The sequence below is a fragment of the Lysobacter terrestris genome (assembly GCF_014489475.1).
Taxonomy (GTDB): Bacteria; Pseudomonadota; Gammaproteobacteria; order Xanthomonadales; family Xanthomonadaceae; genus Agrilutibacter; species Agrilutibacter terrestris.
The window spans coordinates 1,111,172-1,134,835 of the sequence record NZ_CP060820.1 but is presented as its reverse complement, the minus strand read 5'-3'; the positions used below and the strand labels follow the sequence as shown (position 1 = coordinate 1,134,835).

Here is a 23,664-nt window from a genome sequence, read left to right as displayed (position 1 = left end):
AGCCGCTTGTTGGATTTCCTTTCATGAATCAGAACATTGAACTAGTGCTCCAGCACTCCGCAGCATTGCACACAGAGCTGGATGACTTATGGGGAAGCTTCCTTCTGCCATCGTCCGACCGCGGGAGGGTGGTCGCCGGCTACTGCTCGATAGTGCGTGAGCATGTATTGAGTCAGCAACGCTTGTTGACGTTCGGTTTTGATGTGACCGCAGTCACCCTGGTTCGCCCATCGTTCGAATCGCTGGTACGCGCGATCTGGAGCCTGAAGGGGGCGAGCGAAGAATGGATACGGGAGTTTCTGACGCCTCCGGCGCCTGAGGTAGATGCTAGAGACGAGACCATTAAGGGGCCTCCTGTCGATTCCATGCTCGCGGTGATCGCGAAGCACCATCCTCAGTGGGTACATCAGTCGCTTTCAGCGCTCAAAGACGAGACGTGGAAGCCCATGCACTCCTATGTCCATGGCGGAATTCGTCCCGTGCTTCATGTTCTGCTGGGCTGTCCGGATCCTCAAAGAGTTTCTCTCGTCCTCAACGGAAACGGCTTTTTCATACTTGCAACCAACGTCCTGCAAATGGCGTGCGGCGGCGCTCCAGGGAGGATTGCAGAGATCCAACGCCGTTTTGCTCGATGCCTTCCACCCCAGTCATCTGCTGGCTCTACGTAGCAACGAACACTGCCTGTTTTGTCGGTAGCGGTTGCCCAAATGCAAGCGCGACTGATCGGCCCTATTGTTGAGTTGCTGAAAACATAGAGTTAGCTGTCGTCAGCTAGAACTAGCAAGGTGCGCAGGAGCCGCCCGCTTAGGCGATCGGTGTGGCCATCTCGAGGTAGCGGCAGAAGGCGTTGGCCAGCTGCATCTGGCGGGGCGTACGGCAACTGACTTCGAACACTGAAGGTGAGGCAACCAGCACGCACACGCACTTGGCCCGCGAGGTCGCGACGTTCAGACGATTGAGGCTGTACAAGAACTCCATCCCGCGCGGCGCATCCGCGTGGCTGGACGTTGTCATCGAATAGATGACGATTGGCGCTTCCTGGCCCTGAAATTTGTCGACGGTACCGATGCGCGCGCCGGGCGGAAGGCGCGTCCCCAGCTCAGCGACCTGCGCGTTATACGGCGCGATGACGAGGATGTCCGACAAGGTCACCGGCCGCACTGTGCCGTGTTTGTCGGTCCAGGTCGTGTTGCTGCCCAGGACTTCCTCCACCAATGTCTTGACCGCGTCCGCCTCTTCCGGCGACGAGCTTTGGTTGCCGTGCGTGTGTACGGCGAGGAAGCGTAGGCCGGTGCCACTAACTCGGCCCGGCGAAGTCACGGTCTGCCCCTCCAAGCCGGGCCGAGGGTGCAAGCGGCTGGAGTAGAACATCTCGGATGTGAAATCGCAGATCGCGGGGTGCAGACGCCATGTCTCTGCCAGGAACAACCCCCGATCGGCTGCGATTGTCGGCGCCATTCCGAGAACATGGTGCAAGGCCGAGACCTCGGTCCCCTCCGGATGGCTGCCCTGGATAGGTTGATCCAGCTGTTGGGGATCGCCCAGCAGCACCAATCGCGGCGCCGCGTGGCCGACCGCGAGTACGTTGGCCAACGCCATCTGCGCCGCCTCGTCGACGAAGAGCACGTCCACCGCTTCTGCGGCTGCCGGGCTGGCCCACAACCACGCGGTGCCGCCGGCGACATGCGCACCCGTGGCAAGCGCGGAGAAAAGCACCTCGGCCGTCTTGGCGAAACGAAGGTGCGGCACGTCATCTTCCATTTCGTTTGGCTTCTGCACGCACTGCACGTCGAACCCCGCCTCGTCTGCTGCGTGGATCACCTCGTCGAGCAGGTGCCGGATCACCTTGTGGCTGGTCGCGCACACGCCGACCTTCTTCCCCGCCTGGACGAGGGCGCAGATCATGCGCGCACCGGTGAAGGTCTTGCCCGATCCCGGCGGACCTTGGATGGGCAGGATCCCGCCTTCCAACGCCAACGCCAAACGGCACGCCGCATCGAGTGCGAGTTCGTTCTCGATCTGGATCGTTTGTGTGCCCAGGCGCGGGCCTAACCGCAACAGCAGGTCCCGTGCCGCCTGAAACATACCTGCGCCCTCAATACCGTGCGCAACGACGTACTCCCCCAGGCGCACGAGCGCCTGCGCCAGCACCTTGGCGTCCACCACCTTGTGGCGGTACACCGCTTCCGGATGGACATCGGCCGTGTCTTGGCGCTTCTTGATGTCAACCCAGCGCGCATCCCAGGAAATGGCGTGGACCGCGCCGAACTTCTCGCCGCCCAGGTTTCGCAGATCGTCGCCGCTTCGAACTTCGCCTTCCTGCGGTGGGAAGGTGTAACGGTGAATGGGCGCCTTTGCGGTGCCGCCTTGCGCGCTGTCGAAGCTCAATCCCGACACGCCCGCGCGTTCGTCCAGCAGTTCATCCGCGGTCAGGGCAGCCAGGCGGTAGTGCTCCCACCACACTGCCTTGTGTTCCCGACGATGAAAATCCAAGGTGTGCGCGAGCAACCAGCGCGCGTGCTGTTCTGAATTGCGGTCATTGAGATCGACCGGGACGTCTTGTGTTAGCTGCGCCACCAAGGCTGCGATTTTGGCTTGCCATTCGCCTAAGGCTTCGCTCGGGGCGGCGTCGGGCGGCCCCGGGCGCGGCACGTCGGTGCCTTTTTGAATCAGCGCGCCACGCTGGGCCTCCAGCCAGTCGCGCAGAACGCGCGTCGACTCGCAGTCGTCGCGGTTGTAGCGCGCGACAGTGGTGCGTGTATCGGCGTCGAGGAGCTCCAGGTCGCCGAGCTCGAGCGCAGCTTGCACCTTCGTCAGTGCTCGGTTGGCCTCCGGGAGCGGCGTGGCGCGCGTGAAGCCGTAAAGGGGCTCGAGCTTCTTGATCGAGTAGCTTTCGACGCTCGCCCGCAGTGACTGACGAACCACGGCATAAAGGTCGACCAAGCAGCGACCGCGCAACAAGGTGTCAATCTCCTCCTCGCGGACTGCGTAGCGGCCCATCAGGCGCTTCAGCGCAGCGGGCTCATAGGGAGCAAAGTGGTAAATGTGCAGGTCGGGGAATTCGGTCAGGCGCTGCATGACGAAGTCGACGAAACGCTCGAAGACCTGCTTTTCCTCTTCGCGCGATACCGCCCAGTCTCCGACGTAAACGGTGCCCGCGGTGTCCCGGTAGCAATAGCCAAACAAGTACTCCAGGCCGCCCTCACCGACAAACGGGTCTCCTTCCAGGTCCAGGAAAATGTCGCCGGCGCTCGGCGCGGGCAAGGTTGCCAGCCCGAACCCGGCCGTGATCGGCAGCAGTTCGTGCAGGACGACTCCCTTTTGCCGGCCCACGAACTGGATGCGGGCTTGCTCACGTACCCGCTCGTAGGCCAGTGCGGATCCGCGCTTGGGCTTCCAAGGTAACGGCGGCGGGACGGCTGCGAGGCCGGCCAAGGTAGTGATGCCATGGGATATGAACTCATCAATCTGCGCCTTGCTGATGCCAGCGACCAGGCTCAGGTGGTCGTCTGCCCGACGCTGCGCGTCACAACGCGCTTGCCAGCGACATACCTCACAGTGCGCCTTCGGCTCGGGATAGATCACGGCCGCGGCATGCGGCACGACCGCTGACTCCAACGCTTGCCGCACGTACCGGTAGTAGGCGCCGAACTGGTCCATGCGATAAGGCTGTAGTGCGTAGCCGGTCCAAGGCGCCACGACGTAACCCGTGTCTGGTCGCTTGCCTTGTGACGCCTCGAGCAATGCGGCGTATAGGCACAACTGCAGCACGGTGCCGGCCTTGGTTTCGCGCGCAAGCTTGGTATCAACTACTTCGTAGGACCAAGCGCCGAGGCCGCTCTGTGTGTCGACGCGCAGCAGCACATCTACCCTGCCCACGAAGCCATGAGCGCGCAAAGCACCCTGGACGATGATTTCGTCCCCGGCGAGCATCGCTGCTAGCGTTTGCGCGACGGCGGCGTCATCCCCGCCGACACCTTCGATCACAGTAACAACCCGGCCTTGCGTCTGAAGGTGCTCTATGAAACCCAGTTCGTGCTTCGTGCCGCGCGCCCGGAGCAGCTCCAGCAACGGATCCCAGTGGGCGGGCCTGGCCAAGGTCCCGTTCGCGACCTCCAAGTCCAGGCTGGTCAGGTGTCCACAGTTCAGGTGCCCTACTAGATCAGACGCGCTGAGCAGCAGGGCGTCGCCGTGCTTATGCATATCGGCTCCGAAGTTGAGTCTGGGCCGTGCTGACTAGACCGCTTCCCTCGCGCTTGTTGATCCGCCAGGAGCACATCGCAGGGACAGCAACTTGAACAGTCATGCTCTTAAAGAACGAGATTGCCGTGACGTTGGGCAACGTCAATCGTTGCAACCATTCCTGAGTTGAACTCGAGAAAATCGGTCTCGATACCGTCGCTGAAAATCACACCGTACCCAGCCATCTGGGACAACAACCTGAGGGGCTGGTCCCGTGTGACTATTCCAAAAACTAGATCTGTCTGCGTCGTCTTGCTTGGGAATGGTTCGCGAACTGTGAAATGCAGGTGGTCGGCGTCCCACGGAAATCCCTTTTCGCGTAGTTCCTTGATGGATCCCCTCATCGACTGTCCAGCGATCCCTGCTGCGCCTGCGAGCAGACTGCGAAACCAACCCGTGGAGCCGAGCCCGGTCGAAACAATCAAACCGCTGGAGGAATGCGTCTCGCTCCGGCCGCCGATTTGGATTTCGTACCGTGCGGACACGTGTGAGCGCGGACCAATGAATAGGTCGTTGACCGCGTGCAACTCCTGGCCGTCGCTCAGGCGCGCACGCGCCATCGTGATGCTGCGGGTTGGGCGCGTTCCGGTCTGTGCGGCGAGCGTGATCGAAGCGAGGTCACCTACTTTGAATGGCAAGAGCACGCCGTCCCATCTTGCAGGATCGGGATTCACGCCGATAACCGGCTGACCCGAGAGGTATTTCAGGGTATTAGCCACAAGGCCATCCTGTCCCAGAACTACCACCAAGGCATCGGGAGGGAACAGGAAGTTGGGCAGGAAGCTGCGATCGAGCTTCTGCACGCGACCAAACCGGCGCAACGAGGTTTCGGCAGTCAGCACTGCTTGCTGATAGATGCGGTGCTCGGCCTCGTAGTCGCCGAAATCCGCACCCAGGTGCTCGATGTAGAAGCGTGCCTGCTCAACCGTGTTGAACCGGACCGTCAGGTCTTCGAGGCGGGTCTTGCGGACGATCAGGACGATCCGCTGGCTCAGCGGCTCCATGCCTTACGCCCGCGCCGTGGCCTGGCCCTTGGCAGCAAGCTGTTGCAGGAGATCAGGCGTGATGTTGAGCTCGCCGATGCGATCGGCGTTCTCTGCCAGGCCTTGGAAGGCCATCGCGATCAGAGCGCTGGGATCAGCATTGCCGACGTTCAGTGCCTGCAGCACCTTGGGATCGACACCCTGCACGGCTTTCATCACCGCACCGACGGCATAGGCCCTGGCGTCGGCTTCCTTCTGTGCGTTTTCCATGCGAAGGGCAGTTAGCGCCTTGTTCTTGTCCTCAAGGGCGATGCGCCCGGCCATGTCCTCGTTCTGGATCTCTTGACGCTTTTGCTGCGCTGCGCGCTCTGCTTCCAACTGGGTCTCACGGATCTGGCGCTTCTTGGTCTCGACCGCGATCTCGGTATTCAGTTCGTTCTCCTTGATCGCGCGCTCTTGCTCGATGGCGGAGTTTCGTCGCAGGTAGGTCGCGTCATCGGCCTGCTTGAGGATCTGCTCGCGCACCGTGGCTTCCAAGGCGCGCGATGTTTCCGGATTGGGTCTCACCGCGAGCACGGCCAAGTTCACGAGCTCGAGCCCCAGGCTGGACAGCCCTTCCGGCTGACGTAGACCGTCACGAACCGTCTGCACCAGGCGCTCGGATGCGCGAAGCAGGTCCTGAAGGGTCTGGCCTTGCAGTACGGACCGAAGCTGGACCTGGACAGCATTGACTACGCGCTGCGGAACCTTGGTCGGATCCTCCGACACGTACTCGCCATTAGGCTTAAGCGTGAAATTCATGAGGCTGGCAAGCGTCTTGGGCTCGGTCACGCGATATGTGACCTGACCCTGCACGGTCACTTGCTGGAAGTCGCTGCTGACCTCATTGAACATGAAAGGTACGTCCACGCTTTCCAGCGGGACCGAAACTAGTGAGGCATTGGGAGCGAAATAGAAGAAGGCGAGGCCGGTGCCTTCGCGGACCGGCTGCCCGTTTCGGTACTGGATGACGTAAGTGCTGGGACTGGCCTTGACGTAGCGCAAACCAAACATGGATCCCCCTTGTCATGAGTCGATAGGCCTAGGGCCTAGATTTTGTTCAATTGATGAAGCTTCGCGCTGTTTCCAGAATTGGACTGGGAGCACAGCTGATCTAACTGCTTTCCGGACTGGTCCACTGCGGCTAGTGCGCGGTAGGCATAAAGGCTCCAACCCCGGTAGAGAGTTGCATAAACAACAAAGATACCGAGGATCACAAGAATCTTTAGCCAGATCGGACCAGGTGCGGTAACGGCCAAGACATACATCAAGAACCAGTGCACTCCGACAACGGTAGCCATGGTCGCCGATAGAGCCCTAGCTAGTACTGATCGGCGAACGAACGCTTTGTTGCTGCGAGTCCGCACATCGGTGTTGAGCACGATCAGCTGAAGGTCGGACATGCTTACACCGGCCTGCCTGGCTCTCAGTACGACCTGCCTGACTGGACTAGGCGCTGGCCGCCAGAAGGTGACCGCGAATTGCATTCGCCGGTATCGCTCAGTCTCACGTCGCGCCGCCAGCGAGTTCTCCCCAAACTGGTTTAGCACCCATTCGAGGCGCCTTTCGGCGACGTAGCGACAGGCCCGCCACCACCATCGGCCAGAGAAGACTTCATCCAGGCCGGTTTCGATCGCGGTGATGCAGCGCCTGAGCGAGGTCATGCGACCAAGGCCCCTGAGAGGCGTGATTTGATCTCCTCCAGACTTGCTGACGAGTGTTCGTTTTGTAGCAGAGTGAGCAGGAAGTCGAAGAGACGCTCGCGTTCGTCAAGCGGCAAGGCTTGCCCATCTGCGTCACGGGCAAGCTCATCGACCGCGCGGAACGCGGAAACGTAGACGGATCTGGGAAGGGCGCTACCGGTGCCTGCTACAAATCGTGCGCCATTGATCAGAAACCACACATCGACGCCGCCTTCCTTCAGCCGCATCAAGTAGGTCATGTCCGGCACACGGGCATCCTGCTCGTACAAGTGCTGACTCACGCGCTTGACTCCGCCTAACTCGGCGAACTTCTGCTGGGTCAGTTCGAGCCGGCCCCGTTCTTGCCGGAGTCTGCTGCCGAAGCTCATCTCGGGTCTCCGGGCCTTGCGATGACGCGGAAAGTTTACTATAAGGAGCAATATATGTATACAAATGAATACATATGTTCCCGATAGAGACCTCTAACACGCCTCTTCGAAGTGGCGCGGAGGTTCGCTCAGAATTTGCCCGTAGGGGCTTGTCCATTAGTGGCTGGGCGAGGCTCCATGGCTACTCCGCCCAACTGGTCTACGGAGTGCTCACCGGTCGTAATCAGGGGCTGCGTGGCCAGAGTCACGAAATTGCCGTGCGGCTGGGGCTTAAGCACGGCCTGATCGGGCGCGTCAGCGATATTGACGCACTTGTGCAGGGGGCGCCGACTGAAGGCGCACATTCACCTCGCCAGGGAGGTGACCCCGAAACCTAACCCGTCGGATAAAAAGAAAGCCGCCTCGGCTAAAGGCGGCTATCTGGCGTGACTTGATTGCTCAAGCTGCTCGCTTGTCGGCAGTCTCCACCTCTGCCCGCATGTAAGTCAAGCCTCCGTCGATATCCCTTGATCGACTGACTTGTGCTCCTAGCCGGAGCTTGGAGGCGCGTGTGTCCAGAGGGTTCGTTGCGTGCAGATTTTGTCTGCATATACATGAGGCCGACCATCTTGGGTGGCGGCCATGAAACTCACCATGGCAAAGCTTGCGGCTGCGATCCAAGAAGGGCGCGGCACAGGGACGGGTGATGCATATCAGCCGTGGATCGCGATCACCAGGCGTACCTCGTCGCCTCACTCGAATCTCAATGTCGGCCCCGTACCGTACCTGAAAAGGCTGACGCATTTTCTGTCACGTGCAGAGCGCCAGTTCGGACTCTACCTCTGGTGGTTGGGTGCGAATGATGTCAGGGAACAGTATCCCCTCTGGCCTTGGCCTCATCTGCATCCGGAAGCGCAGATTGCACCGCGAGCTGAAGCCAGATATCACCCTGGTACGCAGGCTATAGCGGAGGAAGCGGGCATTACTCTGCATTCCTATCCGGGTACCCGCATCGCGCACGTCTTAACCATCGACATGATTGCGACGGTACCGCAATCAATGAATCCTAAACGCCTAATCGGGATTAGCTGTAAGCCGAAATCCATTGTAGAGGCTGGATTACCGACCGATCGCGACATGGAGCGGATTGAGCTGGATCGCCGGTACTGCGTAGTTGGGGATATTCCATTTCGCTTGGCGCATCCGGAACAGTTGCCGCCGAAGCTTCTCGTTGGATTGCATGCGATTTCTCCGATCGAGCGGCGCGCAACGCTCATGAAGATCGTGCACTCGGAACCCTACCAAAAGTACGTCGATCTCCTGCAGTGCACAGCGTATGACCGACCTGCGTGGATTGCCTCCAAGGAAGCTGGCGCAAGAGTTGGATGGTCGGTCCCAGAGGAGCAGCGCGCATTTCGTATTGCGATTTGGCACCAGCATGTGGACCACGACCTTTCTAGAGGGATCACCACCACGAGGCCATTGGTTACCGGTGGAATGGCATTGCGTGAGAAGGGGCGTCAGAAGTGGTTTGGAGAGGCCACTTGATTCTGCGCGAAAACACCGTGATCAAGCCTGGCATCGGCGAGTCCCCGATAAAGCGCCCGTATCGAGTTCTGTTACTCGACTGCCGAGCTGGAATCGCCTCGATTATTGAGATCGCGGGACTCAGGAGCGAGGGTGGCAAGCGCCGCAAGTACGCGCGAGGGCCAAAGCTGTTCGATCTTTCAACATTGGAGAATGCTCTCAAGGAAGGGCAAATCGTCGAAACGAGGTATCAAGCTCCTGGCCATTGGTCGATGTTAGATCAGGAGTACGTGGACTTGTCTCCAACGACGAAGGAGAGGGAAAGGCGAGAACGACGTCTAGCACAGCGAGATGCGAACTTGGCCTTGCTTGAACCCATCGTGAAAGGGATGAGTGTGCGCGAAATTGCGCGCAATCCCACCGCGCTACGCGCGTCAATCATCAGGCAGGCCAAGGCGAAAAAGAAAGATCAGACAACCATCTACCGAATCCTAAATCTCTATCTGGCAAGTGGCGGTGTCAGGAACAGCCTTATCCCAGATACGCACCGGCGTGGCGGCCCGGGTGTCGAGAAGGCGCAACGACGGAAGCTTGGCAGGAAGTCGCGGCTGGAAAAGGCTGGCAAGGTCGTTGAGGAAAGTTACTACCTTAAGGAGGAGGACAAGAAGAAGCTCGCAATTGGCTACCTCCTTACAAGCAAAACCATAAACGAGGCAGACGCCTATCGCCTAACTTGCGGCGTCCACTGGTCAACGCTGAAAGGGGATGGAACCCCCGAAATTTTCCCGCCCCATCAGCGGCCGACACGGGCGCAGTTCCGCTATTGGGGACGTAAGCTGAACCAGTTGGAGGATCGTAAGCGGCGTATCGGCTTGGGTCGCTTGGCCATACAAGCAACGCCAGGAAGCACACAGGACCAAGTGTGTGCTGTCGGGCAGATGGCTATGCTCGATTCCACGACCAACGATGCCTACCTGACGTCCATGTTCTCGCGGCTCAAGAAACTGCCGCCCATGCACATCACGATACTGAAGGAAGTTCGGTCGACTGTCGTGATTGGTTTCTATGTGGGTTGGGAGTCGCCCAGCACTTGGACGGCCCATCAGGCGATCTTGTGCGGAGCGGAGAGCAAGGTCGAGATCTGTGCGCGATTCGGCATCACGATGACCGATGAAGATTGGCCATCCCTGCTCTGCAAGTTGATCCTTGCCGACAACGGGGAGCTGAAGTCAAAAACCACCACCGCCGCGGAGGAGGAGTTTCACTTCGCCGTGGAGTACACCAAGTCGTGGAGCGGCCAGAGCAAGTCGGACGTCGAGACGCAGCACCACACCCATCACAAGGAACTGAACCACAAGTTGCCGGGGACGACACTCGGGAAGCGACGAGAGCGCGGCGAAAAACATCCAGCATTGGAGGCTATATGGAACTACGCCGAGTACATGCACGAATTCCTGTTGATGGTCATTGAGTACAACAACGAGGAAGTGGCCCACCTGGCCCCCACGGCAATGCTGACGGAGGGCGTACGGCCTACGCGCATCAACATCCTGAAATGGATGATGGAAAAGAACATGCGGGCAGACCTTCCGTACGACCTGGAGCGGCTGCGGGCCTTCACCATGCCACCAGCCAAGGCCGTAATGACCAAGCGTGGAATCCGGCTGCTGATGCCAGATGGGCGGCGCCATGTCCCAGACGTCCGGTTCTACGCGCCAGCATTGCAGAGCTCTCCTCAGTTCAAAGAGGCGGTCATCAAAGACAGCGCGGTGAACATCACGATTCGACAAAGCGAAACCGACACTAGTCATGTCTGGTTTTCCCTTCCAGATCACGGCCTGACCAGCATACCTAACGTCAGTTCCGATGTTGAGATGAAGGAAAAGGGAACAGTCGTCGACTTCGTCCAATGGGTCGAAGAGCGTGATTTGGTCCAGGACATGCAACGGGGTGATGAGGACCAGCAGGCCTTAAATAAGCTTCTGCGTCGTCAGGCAACAACGAACCGCGGCAAAGCCGAGCTGACGAAGGAGCTCGCGATGCAAGAGAAACCCTCCCAGAAAAGCATGGTGGGAGGGCTGCGCAAAAACCGTGACGAGGAAATACGGGCGATCAAGTCAGGGGGAGGTCCGAGTGCAATCGCAGAGGAGGAAGCCCCGCTTACGGCCACCGTGGAGGCTGCCGACGAACGTGGCGATGCCGCGTCCGAGGCCATGGAGTCCTTCATGAAAGAGTTTGCTGCATGAGCAACCACCGGCGCGACCACCCGGAGTTGATCGCGGGTCCCAATCCCCTGCTCGAGGCGCTCGCTCCGTTCCTGCCAGTGAAAGATCTTCCAGCGGCGCTTCGAAGGGAGCCACTGGCTAAAGTCGACTGGCGCAGCCTGCCACCTGGGCAACGGGAATCGCTTCTAGTGCTATCTGATGATCACTACTGGCCAATATCTCCCCATGTGCATGTGGCTGCAGAGATCCAACTCATGCTTCGGTCGGGACTGGTGCAAAGGAATCCGATGTCCCCAGAGGAACAACGCCGCATCAACATGCTGGCGTTGGCAGATAGCGTGGCCAAAGTTCAACTCCAATCCCTGAGAAGAAGGGCTGGCGGCTCAATTTTGGCGGCAATCACAGGACTGGGTAAGTCGACGCTCGTAGAACGGGTGTTATCGGTGCTGGCACCTCAACAAGTCGTCGTCCATGGGGAAAGGCAGGATTGCGGTTGGTCGGTACTCACGCAAGTGACGTATCTCATTGTGAATGCGCCTAGCAATGCGACAAGAAAGGGGTTATTCGCGGCAATCATCGGGGCACTGGATGCACTGCTTGGTACAAACTACGCAGCAGACCTGAAGCGCCAAAAGAACCTCGATGAGGCCATGGTGCTTGTGGCTAAAGTCCTATCGTTCCACAGGGTCGGATTGCTGGCCATCGACGAGAATCAGCCGAGTACGCTGGCAGAGAACGTGTGGGGCGACGAGTTCATCCAGTACTTCCTCGGGTTGATGAACCTTGGTATTCCAGTTCTTTTGATGGGGAATCCGTTGGCGTTTAGCGAACTAGATGCGAGTGCGCAGTTGCTCCGTCGATTTGTAACGCATGGGTGGCATGTCTTTGTTCCCGCGAGGAAGGGTGCCGACTCTTGGTGGTCAAATCAGTTTCTACCTGGGGTGACACGATTCAGCCTCTGCGAAGGAGTCCCTTCAATCGATGAGATACAGGAGGCAACATCAGGAGTAGATGGAGGAGTTCCTGGCATCTTCGTGGCCCTCTGGAAGGAGGGGCAAAAGATTGCACTACGTCGCGCGGGGGAAGCTGCTCGTCTCACCGTAAAAGACCTCAAGGCTGCCGCTTCGAGTCCCAATGTCGCGAAGCTCCTGGAAATTGCCCGAGCCGTATCGACCGGAAATGCGAGCTCTCGGTTTAATGACATTCCTCAGCAACCGACGACACCAAACCAAGGAGGCATTGGGGGGGCGATGGCGACGAAGCCGGAGGAAGCTGGCGAAGCGTTGAGCCGGATTTCACGCCAGCTCAAACAGCAGGGATCGAGGCAACAGAAGAAGAGGGAACAGGATATGGCTGCTCGGAAGAATCTATCTGAGGATGACCTTCGGAGAGGTGCGGATGCACTTGCGAGGTTTGCCGGTGAGCAGGCGGATCAGGGTGAGCTCGAGGTTTAAGAACCAAGTCTGGAACGTTAGGGGCCGCGGCTAGTCTCCCTGCGTCTTTTGAGCTCAATCGTGACCCAGGACGTGGCTGGCCACTTTCGTGCCGAGGCAATTTCGTCGAGAAGCCGATTGGGGATCCTCTGCATTGTTTTCCAGACTTGGCGACGATGAACACTGGCGTCTCTGGCGATCTGTGTGGTGTTCCGATCAGTCAGAAGAAATGGAGCCAGTGCTCCGGGGAGCGCCGCGTCGAGAAGGAATCGACGCAATTGCTCCTGCAATGGGGGGGCAGAGTGTTCATTGAACGGCGAGCAGAGATCGAGCCTCAACTGAGAGGATTCTTCAGTCGTTGGTAGATCGATTCCCAGTGCGGAAACTGCGCCGAGGACAATTAGTTTTTGGGCGAGCCTGACCGGTGCGGAATTGTGTGAAAGCTCGGCATGGATAAAGCGCTCCATGATATGGCGCCCGATTCCAGATCTGATGTTCGCAATGTCCGTCGACCATGCTCGCCGGATAGTGGTTTCAATCTCGGTCTGGGCGGAGGCTATATTCCCGACCTTAGATACCACAAGGTCCATGTATGCCGCCCATGCGTGACTTGTGACGACGGGCAGTTTGCCTTCCAACAGCTGCGTCCAGAGGTCGAGGTATGTCGAATGCCCGTCGGATGCGGCCCAAGGAGTTCTATCGGCGGGAGTTGAAATCCTTCCCTGCGGAAGTGCGGATTGCCAAACGCTGCCGGCACTCCCTCCGTATATTTCATCGTTCAATGGGAGGCCGTGTTCAGGGCAGAAAAGAAGCGCAGGGATCTGGTGGAGAATGCGCCATTGCCCAAATCCGCATGTGGAGATGTCATCGGCTACGCACTGATGGCAAGATCGAAGGTTTCGGGTAATCAATTGGAACTGCGCATTAGAATCGAAATTGCGTAAGACCTTTTGTACTTTGTGCGATCGGTCTCCGGCGATGAGTGCATCACTCCACGCCGCTGCGGCTGCCGGCGACAGCGCTCTCGAATAGACGCCAAAGAATGTGTGCCTGAGCAAGACATCCCTCGGTGGAACGGAGCACCCAAAAGCGCGCTTGGAAATAGTGGCGACGCTCTCACCAAACAAGTTTCGCTTCCGACCGCCGGTCGTGCCGTACAGATCGACAAGGGTCGCATCTAGGCTTCCACGACCGATCTGAAAGTGCCGAAATGCAGCTAGCGTGAACAGCAAAGCCCCAGGGCGAAGATATGGAACATAGCCCAGTGCGGTCGTCGACATTGGATTAGCCGTCCTAGGAGTCTCGGCTGGGAGGCCGCCCATGGCGGTGCAGTGCTTTTGAAAGCCACGTCCGATCATTTCTGTAGAGCCACGCGTACCCATTTCCGGGTAGCTTTCGGAGTTCGGATAGCGGAAGGTGAGAATGGCTCTTGCAGAGATGCGAGAAGCTGGTTCGTGCAACAAGCTTCCTATGCGAGAACGTGGAACGGCTTCGCAATGCTTTGAGCCGATCGTCTGCTCCGAGAATTCGATTCACGACCGAGGTTGATACGCCAGAGGAGATAGCTATCGTGTCAACGTGTTCTCCTTCCGCTAGCAGTTTCCGGACTTCTCCTATCGCTGCAGGGCTCACTGACTTACTTCGGCTGGTGTACGTAATCCCGAGCCGCTTTGCCCACTGCACGCCTGTCGTTGTTGAGACGCCAATAATCTTCGACGCCCCTGAGATCGACATTCTCTCCTCAAGCACTAACTGTTTGAATTGCGTAAGGTCCTGATCTCTCGTCGATCGCGGGTTGGTCTGATATCCGATGGTCGCGGTCCCGCAGCCTGCCTCGCACGCCTGCACAAACTCCTTCCAGCTATCAGTGATCGCGCCGACAAGGAGGAGGTGCTTCAGCGGGTGCCCGGGCTGAGGCTTTCTCCTAGACAGTGAGGCCGCCAGACCTGGCCATTCGTGCCCTACGGAACTCAGTGGCGCCATTCCCGGTAGCTCATCCAAGCCTCGATAGCGCTCTCTAACTAGGGAGACAAGCTGTCCAACGCGCAAGTTTCCACGACTGGTTGCCAGTCCTCGTTCGCGAAGCAGGCGCTGATACCCGCCAGCGGCACGCGCAGGTGAAAGGCCGCCAGGCGAAAGCGTCGTCAGTTCTAAGGAGTCGCGAGCGAGCCGAGAAAGAGTCGCCATTGCGGTTTCGCTGGGAACTCGTACCTCGTTTAGTTTGCAATCCTGAGGATCAGTCGGAGTCACCCAGTAGCGTCGATGGACTGGGGTAATAGCGTCCCGGAGAAATACCAGTGGCCGAGCGTGCTTCAGGCAAACAAAGCTTGAAGGAAGCTGGTGCTCGATATGCCAGTACGAGTATCCAAGCCGTTCTTGCTCTTCGTCGGCGCAGCCAGGACATAGCTTGAGCGGATGGTATCCGCCCACCCGGCTAGCCGTGATCCCCAGCCGCATCTTCAAACAAGGGATGGCCCCTTCAGTAACGAGGTCTATGATTTCTTCGGCTTTCTTGTCATCAATGGTGGGTAAGAAGTAGCCCAAGAGTGTATGGCGGAGCGCTAGTTCCCGAGGCGAGCCCAACTGGCCGCGGGTCCTTTGCGTCAACGTCCGAAGATGCGCCGGGAAGTCATGGCATAAAGCGGAATATGGGGTGCCAAAGAGCCGGTCGCTGGTCTGACGCGCAGAAGTGCTGCAGTTCAGCTGGTGCGCTTGGCTACACCAGCTGTAAAGGGTCTGATTTGCGAGGAGCAGTGGCAGGATGGCTGACATGGCCCAGACTTCCTCCGGGCCGATCAGTTAAGCACTTGTCACGGCGCGGGGATCGTTTGCCAAGAAAAAAACTGTTGAGCCAACTTTTCTCGCGTTCGGTGATCTCTTAGGAGCCTATTGGCCTCATTTGGACTAGTTTCCCGAGGCCAAATCGGCAAGCCGGGCGTTGAGCCCCCTCAATTGCTAGACGGCGTTTGGACCATCTATTTCCAATCACCATTTTTTGACCAGTCGCGTGCCGAGCGATCGGAACGAAAAAAGCCCGGGAATCCCCGGGCTTTTTTCGTTCGGTTCCGCGCCGGGCTTCAGTCGCCCGATTCGCCGTCATGCGAGTCGAAGAGCTGGTCGAAGCCGCCGGCCTCGCCGCCGTCGGATTCGGTCATGTGCGTGGTGGTGGTCACCGGGCCGGCGGCCGGGCGATTGCGCGGCGGCGGCAGCTTCGCGGTGGCGGCATCGGCGGCCAGGATCAGTTCCTGCCGGCGCTCGTCGGGGATCTCCTGCCAGTGGCAGTCGAGCAGCGCGCCTTCGATCGCGTAGAGCAGGTTGAGCCCGGGCTTGAAGCCGGCGCGCTTGACGCGCATGAAGGCCTCTACCGTGCCGACCGCGGTCAGGTCGTCGAGCGAACGCAGGCCGACCTGGCGCAGCCAGGCGGCGCTCTTGGGACCGATGTTGCGCATCTTCACCGTCGTCATGACAGGGATTCCATGAAGGCCCGGGCGATCGCTTCCAGTCCACGCTGGTCGTCGGCGTCGAAGCGGTCGGGTTCGGGGCTGTCCAGGTCGAATACGCCGACCAGTTCGTCGCCGCGTGCCAGCGGCACCACGAGTTCGGAGCGCGAGGCCGCATCGCAGGCGATGTGGCCGGGGAAGGCGTGCACGTCGGCGATGCGCTGGGTCTGCCGCGTGCGCGCGGCGGCGCCGCACACGCCCTTGTCGAGCGGAATGCGCACGCAGGCCGGCAGCCCCTGGAAGGGACCGACCACCAGTTCGCGCCCGTCGAAGAAATAGAACCCGACCCAGTTGAGCGCCGGCAGCGCGTGGTACACGAGCGCGGCCAGGTTGGCCGCGTTGGCGACGCGGTCGTGTTCGCCGGCGAGCAGGGCGCGCGCCTGTTCGAGGAGCTGCGCGTACTGCTCCGGCTTGCTGCCGTCGAGCGGGTTGGCGGTGAAGGTCATGGCCCGGAGTCTAACAGCGGCCGGCGGATTACCATGGCAAGGCCAGAAGGAGGGTGCATGGACCTGTCGAAACTGCCGAGGAGCGGCTTCCGTTCGCTGACGCACGCGCGGATGCGTGAACCCGGGCAGGGAGGTTGATCGCCATGCGTGCCTGCTACGTCACCGGGACCGATACCGGCATCGGCAAATCCTTCGCCAGCGCGGCGCTGCTGCATGCGCTGCGCGCACGCGGTGGGCGCGCCGTGGGCATGAAGCCGGTGGCGAGCGGCTGCGAAGCCACGGCCGAGGGCCTGCGCAACGAGGACGCGCTGCTGCTGCAGCAGGCCAGCGACCCGATGCCGCCCTATGCCGACGTGAATCCGTACGCCCTGGCCAACCCGCTGGCGCCGGAACTCGCCGCCGCGGACGCCGGCGTGACGCTCGCGCTGCCGCCGATCACGCACGCCTATGCGCGGCTGGCCGCGATTGCCGATACGGTGGTGGTCGAGGGCGTGGGCGGCTGGGCCGCGCCGCTGACCGCGAGCCTCGACCAGGTCGACCTGGTGCGCGCGCTGGAGCTGCCGGTGGTGATGGTGGTGGGGCTGCGCCTGGGCTGCATCAGTCACGCGCGCCTGACCGCGCGCGCGATCGAAGCCGACGGCGTGCGCCTCATTGGCTGGATCGCCAACGACATCGACCCGGCGATGGCGCGGATGGACGACAACTTCGCCATCCTGCAGCGGGTGTTGCCCGCGCCGTGCTGGGGCCGCCTGCCGCATGCGCCGGGCGCGGCTGCGCGCGAGATCGCGCGTCATCTGTCGCCGGCGATCTAGGAATTACGGCGATGCAAAGAAAAAGGCGGACGCATCGCTGCGCCCGCCTTGTCTTTGAGCCGATCGCCGATCAGCCGTGCTGCGGTTGCGGCTCGTCGCCTTCGATCGCGCCCTTGCTCGCCTGTTCCGCCTGGTGGTCGCGCGCCAGGTACAGGTAGAACGCCGGCAGCACGAACAGGGTGAACATCGTGCCGATGGTCATGCCCGAGGCGATCACCGTGCCCATCGAGAAGCGCGAGGCCGCGCCCGGGCCGCTGGCGATCAGCAGCGGGATCATCGCGAACACCAGCGCGGCGGTGGTCATCAGCACCGGGCGCAGGCGGATCGCGCTGGCTTCCTCGATCGCCTCGCGCTTGCTCATGCCCTGTTCCTGCAGCTTGTTGGCGAACTCCACGATCAGGATGCCGTGCTTGGAGATCACGCCCACCAGCGTCACCAGGCCCACCTGGGTGTAGATGTTGATGCTCATGCCGGGGAAGGCCTCGATGCCCTGCATGCCCAGGATGCCACCGAAGATCGCCAGCACGTTGAGCGTGAGCAGCGCGCCGCAGATCGCCATCGGCACCGTGAGCAGCATGATCACCGCGTCGCGGAAGCTCTCGAACTGCGCCGCCAGCACCAGGAAGATCACGATCAGCGCCAGGCCCATGGTCAGCAGCATGGCCGAGCCTTCCTGCTTGAACTGGCGCGACTCGCCGGCGTAGTCGACGCTGTAGCCCTGCGGCAGCACTTCCTTCGCCGCCTGGTCGAGGATCGCCAGCGCCTCGCCCTTGCTCACGCCGGGGCGCGGGGCGAAGGTGATCGACACCGCGTTGAGCTGCTGGAAGCGCTTGAGCGACTGCGGCTGCGCGCTTTCCTTCAGCGTGACGATGGTCGACAGCGGGATCAGCGTGCCGTCGCGGGCGCGGGTGTAGTAGTTCTCCAGCGCGCTGGCGTTGAGGCGGTCGCTGCGCTGCACCTGCGGGATCACCAGGTACGAGCGGTTCTGCATCGCGAAGCGGTTGGTGTAGCCGCCCGAGAGCAGCGCCGACATGTCCGCGGCGAGCGTGCGCATGTCGATGCCCAGCGTCGCGGCCTTGTCGCGGTCGATGTTCACCTCGATCCGCGGCTTGTCGATCTTCAGGTCCTTGTCGAGGAAGATGAAGCGCTTGCTCGCGTAGGCCTTGGCCAGGATCGCATCGGCCAGTTCGGACAGCTGGCTCAGCTCGCCGACGCCGCCGACGATGAACTCGCCGCCGCCGTCGCCGCCCGCGCTCGGGAGCGACGGCGGCACCAGCGCGAACACGTTCAGGCCGGTGACCTGGCTCATGCCCGGCTGCAGCGTCTGTTCGAGCACCTGTTTGGTCGAGCGCTCACGTTCGCTCCACGGCTTGAGCACGAAGCCGGCCATCGCGCTGGGGCTGGCGCCGCCGCCGCTGCCGCCGAAGCCGCCGTTGAAGAGGAAGTAGCCATCCACTTCCTTCACGTCCTTGGCCAGCTTGGTGATCTCGTCGGTGTAACGCTCCACGTAGTCGAGCGTTGAGTACGGATCGGCGCTGGCGACCGAGAAGATGAAGCCTTCGTCTTCCAGCGGCGCCGGTTCCTTCGGCGCGGTGGTGTAGAGGAAGGCGCAGCTGACCAGCACGATCACGCCGAAGATCGCGATCACCGACTTGGTCGCCAGCGCGCTGTGCAGCTTGCGCTGGTAGGCGTGGCGCAGCGTGTCGAACTTCGCGTCCAGCCACGATTCGAGCTTGCCCTTGGGGTGCTCGGGATCGTGCGCCTTGAGCATCTTCGCGCTCATCATCGGCGACAGGGTCAGCGCGATCACGCCCGAGAGCAGCACCGATCCGGCCAGGGTGAAGGCGAATTCGGTGAACAGCACGCCGGTGAGGCCGCCCTGGAAACCGATCGGCAGGTACACGGCGACCAGCGTGGTGGTCATCGCCACCACCGGCCAGGCCAGTTCGCGCGCGCCGCGGATCGCGGCGTCGTGCGGTTTCATCCCCTCCTCGATGTGGCGGTGGATGTTCTCCAGCACGATGATCGCGTCATCCACCACGATGCCGATCGCCAGCACCATCGCCAGCAACGTCAGCAGGTTGATGGTGAAGCCCATCAGCAGCATCAGGAACAACGTGCCGACCAGCGACAGCGGCACCGTCACCGCCGGGATCAACACGCTGCGCAGCGAGCCGAGGAACAGGTAGATCACCACGATCACGATGATCACCGCTTCGATGATCGTGCTGACGACCTCGTCGATCGCTTCCTGGATCTGCTCGGTGCTGTCGTAGGGGATCGTGCCCTTGATGCCCTGCGGCAGCTGCGGAACGATCTGTCCGTCCCACAGCTTGCGCACTTCGCGGATCACGTCGAGCGAGTTCGCGTCGGGGGCGACGTATATGCCGACGAAAGTGGCCGCCTCGCCGTTCATGCGCACCGAGGTGCCGTAGCTTTCCGAGCCCAGCACCACGTCGGCGATGTCGCCCAGGCGCACGATCGCGCCGTCCTGCTCGCGGACGACCAGCTTGCGGAATTCCTCCGGCGTGCGCAGGTCGGTGCGCGCGGTCATGTCGATCGCGACCATCTGGCCCTTGGTCGAACCCACCGCCGACAGCACGTTGTTGTTGCGCAGCGCCGCATCGACGTCGCTGGCGGTCACCTTGAGCGCGGTCATGCGGTCGGGCTTGAGCCACACGCGCATGGCGAAGGTGCCGGCGCCGAGGATGTCGGCGCGCTGCACGCCCGGCACCGTTACCAGCTTGGGCTGGATGACGCGGGTGAGGTAGTCGGTGATCTGGTTGTTGTCGAGCGTGTCGCTGGCGAAGGACAGGTACATCGCCGCGATCTGCTGGCCCTGCTGCAGGTCGATCACCGGGTCTTCCGACTCCGGCGGCAGCTGGCCGCGCATCTTGTTGACCTTGGCGGCGATCTGGGTGAGCGCCTCGTTCGGGTCCTGCTCCAGGCGGATGTAGGCGGAAATCGTGCTGACACCGGCCGAGCTGGTCGAGCTCATGTACTCGATGCCTTCGGCACTGGCGATCTCGCGCTCCAGCGGCGTGGTGATGAAGCCCTGGATCAGGTCGGCATCCGCGCCGTAGTACACGGTACTGATGTTGACCACCGCGTTGCGCATCTCCGGGTACTGGCGCACGTTGAGCTCGGAGTAGGCGCGCAGCCCGAACAGCAGGATGAACAAGCTGACGACGATCGCCAGCACGGGTTTGTTGATGAAGACGTCGGTGAATTTCATGCGAGCGGCCTTGATGGGGGTGGCGCTACGGATTGCTGGGTCTTTCCGGGCGAAGCGAGGGACCTGCTGTTGTCGGCCTGCGATGAAGCAGGTTCCTGCGTCCGGAATGACCGCTTCATGCGGTCAGCGGTTGTCCGGCGCCGGACGTGCGTCGGCGCTCGGCTGCACCTTGTTGTTGATCGTGACCTCGGCGTCGTTGCGCAGCTTGAGCAGGCCGCTGGTCACGACCTCCTCGCCGGGCTTGAGGCCGTCGGTCACCGCGATCAGGTCGCCGCGGGTGGCGCCGGTCTTCACGAAGCGCTGCTGCACGACCAGCTTGTCGCCGGTCAGCGGCTTGCCCTGCGCGTCCTTCTCGCCTTCCTTGCGCGGTGCCTTGGTGATGACGAACACCGCGTTGCCGTACGGGTTGAAGCTGACCGCCGTCTGCGGGATCACCACCACGTCGCGCGCGCCGCCGACGTCGAAGCCGACGTGGGCGAACGCGCCCGGGCGCAGGGTGTTGCCGGGATTGCGCAGCGTGGCCTGGGCCTTGAAGTTGCGCGTGCTCGCGTCGACCTGCGGTTCGACCGCGGTGACGCGGCCCTCGAAGGTCTTGCCCGGCATCGCGTCGACGGTGCCGCGGACCAGCGTGCCCTCGCTGATCTTGCCCATCTGCTGCTCGGGCAGGCTGAAGTCGAGGTAGATCGGATCGAGCTGCTGCAGGCTGACGATCGCGTCGCCCGGCGCGACGAACTGGCCGAGGTTGATCTTGCGGATGCCGAGCACGCCGCTGAAGGGCGCGCGGATGGTCTTCTGCGCGATCAGGGCACGCTGCGCTTCCACCTGCGCCTGCGCGGTTGCGGCGGCGGTGGCGCGCTGCTGCGCCTCGTCCTTGGACACCAGCTGGTCCTTGGACAGTTGCAGCCAGCGGTCGCGCTGCACGGCGGCGAGCTTCGCGGAGGCTTCCAGCGCCCGCAGCGTGGCGACTTCGTTGGCGGTGTTCAGGCGCACCAGCACCGCGCCGGCGGCGACCGGCTGGCCGGCTTCGAATTCGAGCGAGTGCACGACGCCACCGGCTTCGGTGGTCACGTCAGTGCCGTTGACCGCGACGAAGGTGCCCACGGCTTCGCCGTCGTTGCTCCAGCTCTGCTTCTTGGCGACGGCCGAGCTGACCGCGACCGCGGGCTGCGGCATGTTGTCGAAGAACTGGTTGGTGCCAGCGGTCATGACCGCCTTCACGGCGAAGACGCCGCCGAAAACCACCACGGCGCCGATCAGCATCCAGATCATGCGCTTGCGCGTGGAAGGCGTGCGCGAAGTGTCGTGCCTAGCCATCTTTCTTGCTTCCTGTGAGGGATTTGCGTTGTGCGCCGCCCAGGGGCGGTGCCGGGGATTCGAAGACCTCGCGGCTGATGCGCGCCAGTTGCGCGTCGATCGCCGCCTCGTCGGATACGTCGAACAGCGGCTGCCAGCCGTAGCCGTTGAGCAGGTGCTGCAGGTTCTTGATCAGGAGCCGGTAGGGCTCGGGCGCATCGTGCCGCTCGAGCACGCCTTCGGCATGGACCAGAGTATGCATGCCCATGCACAGGGTCCAAGGGCCGATCGTCAGGGTCTGCGGCGACAGACCGGTATTGGGTGGCAGGTCGCCGGTGCGTAGCGCGTCGATGGCGATGCCCTCGATCAGCTTGCCGATCGGCGCGGTGGCGTCGAGCAGTCGCTGTCGTGCCGGCTCGGACGCCGCATGCCAGATGACGTCGGTGAACACGTACTGGGCGACGCGGAAGAACTCCGGCTGCGAACGGATGATCATCAGGTCGGCGATGGCGATCGCGAGCATGCGTTCGCGCGTCGGGCCCGGCCACTGCACCGCGCGTTCGAACAGGTCCACCCGCTCCAGGCAGTTGCGCGTGGCCAGCGCGAGCAGCAGGTCTTCCTTGCTGGCGAAATGCTGGTACAGCGTGCCCACCGCGTAGTCGCAGTCCTCGGCGATGCGCGACATCTGCAGGCTCAGCAGCCCGTCGCGCTGGATCAGCTCCTGCGCGCAGTCGAGGAAGCGTTGTTCACGCGCCGCGCGATCGCGCTGGCGGCGTTCCTTGGTACCCATGGGGGAGGGGCGGGGCGAAAGAGGTCGGATTTTGAATCAGATTCAAAATATGAGCAACTGATTATTCTTGGCGCCCGGCCAACAAAAAACCCGGTAGCGGGGCTACCGGGTTCGTTGTTCCACGGGGGAGTGGAGAGAGAGGCGGTTGGCTTACTTGGCCTTGGCGGCCTTGACCACCTTGTCGGCGGCTTCTTCGACCGTGGCCTGGGTCTTGGCGGCAACGGTTTCCAGCTGCGCCTTGGTGATCTGGCCGATGGCTTCGTTGGCCTTCAGCGTGCGGCCGTAGACGTCCTGGCCGACGGCGACGGTGCGCTCGATGTTCTCGCGGGCAACCTGCACGCCCTTCGGGAACAGGGCCTTGTAGGCCCCGAGGTCGCGGGCCTGGGCGGCTTCGCCGAAGAAGGCGAAGGTGGCGTTGGCGCGGTCCTGCAGGGCATTGAGCTGCAGGCCGAACACGGCTTCGACGTTCTCGAGGGCGATCTTGTTGATCTGGGCGGCCGTGTCCGCGAACTGGCGCGAGGCGGCGGCAAACTGTTCGTTGAACTGGTACATGGCGGCTCCTGTGGGGGTGGGTCTACGGCCGTGGCGACCGATTGTGCGGTGCAGCATAACCCGGCAAATGTTGCAATGCAACAACAGCGGAATGACAGTGCCCGATCCGTTCAGGATTTCTTTGGAATCAAGGGGTTGTGGCCCGCTGCGACCCGGCAGGCGCCATCGGCGCGCGGGTTACGGCCCGCGGTAGCGGCAGCCCGACGTGCAGGTCTCGTGCACCACGACTTCGCTCAGCAGCGGCAGCGCCGGCTTGAGCCGGTCCCAGATCCACACCGCCAGGCGCTCGCTGGTCGGGTTCTCCAGGCCGCCGATGTCGTTGAGGTAGTGGTGGTCGAGCTGGTCGTAGAGCGGCTGGAAGGCCGTCTTCACGTCGGCGAAGTCCATCACCCAGCCGGTATCCGTGCCGAGCTCGCCGCGCAGGTGGATCTCGACCCGGAACGAATGCCCGTGCAGGCGCGCGCACTTGTGGCCCGCGGGCACGTTGGGCAGCCGGTGCGCGGCTTCGAGGGTGAAGACCTTGAAGATATCCATGGC

20 protein-coding genes are annotated in these 23,664 nt (G+C 61.7%); 6 read left to right on the top strand and 14 right to left on the bottom strand.

The window, feature by feature from the left end; genetic code table 11:
- The first annotated feature begins 23 nt into the window (after positions 1–23).
- Positions 24–668 carry a DUF6988 family protein gene (locus H8B22_RS05270; protein WP_187713054.1) on the top strand — a complete coding sequence of 215 codons (645 nt, stop codon included), beginning with the start codon at positions 24–26 and terminating at the stop codon, positions 666–668.
- 136 nt (positions 669–804) lie between these two features.
- Here the strand turns inward: H8B22_RS05270 and H8B22_RS05265 are convergent, their stop codons facing one another.
- The 5 genes from H8B22_RS05265 to H8B22_RS05245 form a co-directional block, all read right to left on the bottom strand.
- Positions 805–4,203, bottom strand: coding sequence for a TM0106 family RecB-like putative nuclease (locus tag H8B22_RS05265; RefSeq protein ID WP_187713053.1), 3,399 nt, complete (start codon positions 4,201–4,203; stop codon positions 805–807).
- Positions 4,204–4,310: 107 nt separating this feature from the next.
- Positions 4,311–5,246 carry a diacylglycerol kinase catalytic domain-containing protein gene (locus H8B22_RS05260; protein ID WP_187713052.1) on the bottom strand — a complete coding sequence of 312 codons (936 nt, stop codon included), beginning with the start codon at positions 5,244–5,246 and terminating at the stop codon, positions 4,311–4,313.
- A gap of 3 nt (positions 5,247–5,249) precedes the next feature.
- Complete coding sequence (locus tag H8B22_RS05255; protein WP_187713051.1) at positions 5,250–6,278, bottom strand: SPFH domain-containing protein; 1,029 nt, start codon at positions 6,276–6,278, stop codon at positions 5,250–5,252.
- 35 nt (positions 6,279–6,313) lie between these two features.
- The gene (locus tag H8B22_RS05250) at positions 6,314–6,928 is read right to left on the bottom strand and encodes a hypothetical protein (protein ID WP_187713050.1); all 615 of its coding nucleotides are present in this window, start codon (positions 6,926–6,928) and stop codon (positions 6,314–6,316) included.
- A complete protein-coding gene (locus H8B22_RS05245) occupies positions 6,925–7,335 on the bottom strand; it encodes a helix-turn-helix domain-containing protein (RefSeq protein WP_187713049.1) in 411 nt (136 codons plus the stop codon). Before H8B22_RS05245 ends, H8B22_RS05250 begins: the two co-directional genes overlap by 4 nt.
- A gap of 74 nt (positions 7,336–7,409) precedes the next feature.
- Here H8B22_RS05245 and H8B22_RS14985 point away from each other — a divergent pair, with 74 nt between their 5' ends.
- The 4 genes from H8B22_RS14985 (at position 7,410) to H8B22_RS05225 (ending at position 12,520) form a co-directional block, all read left to right on the top strand.
- Positions 7,410–7,712, top strand: coding sequence for a DNA-binding protein (locus H8B22_RS14985; RefSeq protein WP_187713048.1), 303 nt, complete (start codon positions 7,410–7,412; stop codon positions 7,710–7,712).
- A gap of 244 nt (positions 7,713–7,956) precedes the next feature.
- Positions 7,957–8,862 carry a PDDEXK family nuclease gene (locus H8B22_RS05235; protein WP_187713047.1) on the top strand — a complete coding sequence of 302 codons (906 nt, stop codon included), beginning with the start codon at positions 7,957–7,959 and terminating at the stop codon, positions 8,860–8,862.
- The gene (locus tag H8B22_RS05230) at positions 8,859–11,087 is read left to right on the top strand and encodes a hypothetical protein (RefSeq protein ID WP_187713046.1); all 2,229 of its coding nucleotides are present in this window, start codon (positions 8,859–8,861) and stop codon (positions 11,085–11,087) included. The genes H8B22_RS05235 and H8B22_RS05230 overlap by 4 nt, the downstream gene beginning before the upstream one ends.
- Positions 11,084–12,520 (top strand): AAA family ATPase, encoded by a 1,437-nt coding sequence (locus H8B22_RS05225; protein ID WP_187713045.1) that lies wholly within the window; start codon positions 11,084–11,086, stop codon positions 12,518–12,520. The genes H8B22_RS05230 and H8B22_RS05225 overlap by 4 nt, the downstream gene beginning before the upstream one ends.
- 17 nt (positions 12,521–12,537) lie before the next feature.
- On the opposite strand, the gene H8B22_RS05220 is transcribed toward H8B22_RS05225, so the two are convergent.
- The 4 genes from H8B22_RS05220 to H8B22_RS05205 all read right to left on the bottom strand — a co-directional run bounded on the left by H8B22_RS05220 (position 12,538) and on the right by H8B22_RS05205 (position 16,445).
- On the bottom strand, positions 12,538–13,779 hold the full coding sequence (locus H8B22_RS05220; protein WP_187713044.1) for a TniQ family protein: 1,242 nt from the start codon (positions 13,777–13,779) through the stop codon (positions 12,538–12,540).
- Between the two features lie 13 nt (positions 13,780–13,792).
- Positions 13,793–15,271, bottom strand: a complete 1,479-nt coding sequence (locus tag H8B22_RS14980; protein ID WP_187713043.1) for a TnsD family Tn7-like transposition protein — start codon at positions 15,269–15,271, stop codon at positions 13,793–13,795.
- 305 nt (positions 15,272–15,576) lie between these two features.
- Complete coding sequence (locus H8B22_RS05210) at positions 15,577–15,963, bottom strand: TfoX/Sxy family protein (RefSeq protein WP_187713042.1); 387 nt, start codon at positions 15,961–15,963, stop codon at positions 15,577–15,579.
- A complete protein-coding gene (locus H8B22_RS05205; protein WP_187713041.1) occupies positions 15,960–16,445 on the bottom strand; it encodes a GAF domain-containing protein in 486 nt (161 codons plus the stop codon). The genes H8B22_RS05210 and H8B22_RS05205 overlap by 4 nt, the downstream gene beginning before the upstream one ends.
- 143 nt (positions 16,446–16,588) lie before the next feature.
- On the opposite strand from H8B22_RS05205, the gene bioD reads away from it, so the two are divergent.
- Positions 16,589–17,257: a dethiobiotin synthase gene (gene bioD / locus H8B22_RS05200; RefSeq protein WP_407060826.1), complete on the top strand. Its 669-nt coding sequence runs from the start codon at positions 16,589–16,591 to the stop codon at positions 17,255–17,257.
- Positions 17,258–17,327: 70 nt separating this feature from the next.
- On the opposite strand, the gene H8B22_RS05195 is transcribed toward bioD, so the two are convergent.
- The 5 genes from H8B22_RS05195 to queD all read right to left on the bottom strand — a co-directional run bounded on the left by H8B22_RS05195 (position 17,328) and on the right by queD (position 23,661).
- Complete coding sequence (locus H8B22_RS05195) at positions 17,328–20,492, bottom strand: efflux RND transporter permease subunit (protein WP_187713040.1); 3,165 nt, start codon at positions 20,490–20,492, stop codon at positions 17,328–17,330.
- A gap of 123 nt (positions 20,493–20,615) precedes the next feature.
- A complete protein-coding gene (locus tag H8B22_RS05190; protein WP_187713039.1) occupies positions 20,616–21,806 on the bottom strand; it encodes an efflux RND transporter periplasmic adaptor subunit in 1,191 nt (396 codons plus the stop codon).
- Positions 21,799–22,575, bottom strand: a complete 777-nt coding sequence (locus H8B22_RS05185) for a TetR/AcrR family transcriptional regulator (RefSeq protein WP_187713038.1) — start codon at positions 22,573–22,575, stop codon at positions 21,799–21,801. The genes H8B22_RS05190 and H8B22_RS05185 overlap by 8 nt, the downstream gene beginning before the upstream one ends.
- A gap of 150 nt (positions 22,576–22,725) precedes the next feature.
- Entirely contained in the window at positions 22,726–23,127 is a 402-nt protein-coding gene (locus tag H8B22_RS05180; RefSeq protein WP_187713037.1) for a phasin family protein, read from the bottom strand.
- Between the two features lie 177 nt (positions 23,128–23,304).
- Entirely contained in the window at positions 23,305–23,661 is a 357-nt protein-coding gene (gene queD, locus H8B22_RS05175) for a 6-carboxytetrahydropterin synthase QueD (RefSeq protein WP_187713036.1), read from the bottom strand.
- Between the last annotated feature and the right edge of the window lie 3 nt (positions 23,662–23,664).

Bases quoted from the DNA above. Each gene is read 5' to 3' on its own strand.
- H8B22_RS05185 (WP_187713038.1), bottom strand. From the start codon at position 22,575: ATGGGTACCAAGGAACGCCGCCAGCGCGATCGCGCGGCGCGTGAACAA.
- H8B22_RS05250 (WP_187713050.1), bottom strand. From the start codon at position 6,928: ATGACCTCGCTCAGGCGCTGCATCACCGCGATCGAAACCGGCCTGGAT.
- queD (WP_187713036.1), bottom strand. From the start codon at position 23,661: ATGGATATCTTCAAGGTCTTCACCCTCGAAGCCGCGCACCGGCTGCCC.
- H8B22_RS05265 (WP_187713053.1), bottom strand. From the start codon at position 4,203: ATGCATAAGCACGGCGACGCCCTGCTGCTCAGCGCGTCTGATCTAGTA.
- H8B22_RS05255 (WP_187713051.1), bottom strand. From the start codon at position 6,278: ATGTTTGGTTTGCGCTACGTCAAGGCCAGTCCCAGCACTTACGTCATC.
- H8B22_RS05205 (WP_187713041.1), bottom strand. From the start codon at position 16,445: ATGACCTTCACCGCCAACCCGCTCGACGGCAGCAAGCCGGAGCAGTAC.
- H8B22_RS05190 (WP_187713039.1), bottom strand. From the start codon at position 21,806: ATGGCTAGGCACGACACTTCGCGCACGCCTTCCACGCGCAAGCGCATG.
- H8B22_RS05225 (WP_187713045.1), top strand. From the start codon at position 11,084: ATGAGCAACCACCGGCGCGACCACCCGGAGTTGATCGCGGGTCCCAAT.
- H8B22_RS14980 (WP_187713043.1), bottom strand. From the start codon at position 15,271: ATGTCAGCCATCCTGCCACTGCTCCTCGCAAATCAGACCCTTTACAGC.
- H8B22_RS05195 (WP_187713040.1), bottom strand. From the start codon at position 20,492: ATGAAATTCACCGACGTCTTCATCAACAAACCCGTGCTGGCGATCGTC.
- H8B22_RS05235 (WP_187713047.1), top strand. From the start codon at position 7,957: ATGAAACTCACCATGGCAAAGCTTGCGGCTGCGATCCAAGAAGGGCGC.
- H8B22_RS05220 (WP_187713044.1), bottom strand. From the start codon at position 13,779: ATGTCGACGACCGCACTGGGCTATGTTCCATATCTTCGCCCTGGGGCT.
- H8B22_RS05210 (WP_187713042.1), bottom strand. From the start codon at position 15,963: ATGACGACGGTGAAGATGCGCAACATCGGTCCCAAGAGCGCCGCCTGG.
- bioD (WP_407060826.1), top strand. From the start codon at position 16,589: ATGCGTGCCTGCTACGTCACCGGGACCGATACCGGCATCGGCAAATCC.
- H8B22_RS05270 (WP_187713054.1), top strand. From the start codon at position 24: ATGAATCAGAACATTGAACTAGTGCTCCAGCACTCCGCAGCATTGCAC.
- H8B22_RS05245 (WP_187713049.1), bottom strand. From the start codon at position 7,335: ATGAGCTTCGGCAGCAGACTCCGGCAAGAACGGGGCCGGCTCGAACTG.
- H8B22_RS14985 (WP_187713048.1), top strand. From the start codon at position 7,410: ATGTTCCCGATAGAGACCTCTAACACGCCTCTTCGAAGTGGCGCGGAG.
- H8B22_RS05180 (WP_187713037.1), bottom strand. From the start codon at position 23,127: ATGTACCAGTTCAACGAACAGTTTGCCGCCGCCTCGCGCCAGTTCGCG.
- H8B22_RS05260 (WP_187713052.1), bottom strand. From the start codon at position 5,246: ATGGAGCCGCTGAGCCAGCGGATCGTCCTGATCGTCCGCAAGACCCGC.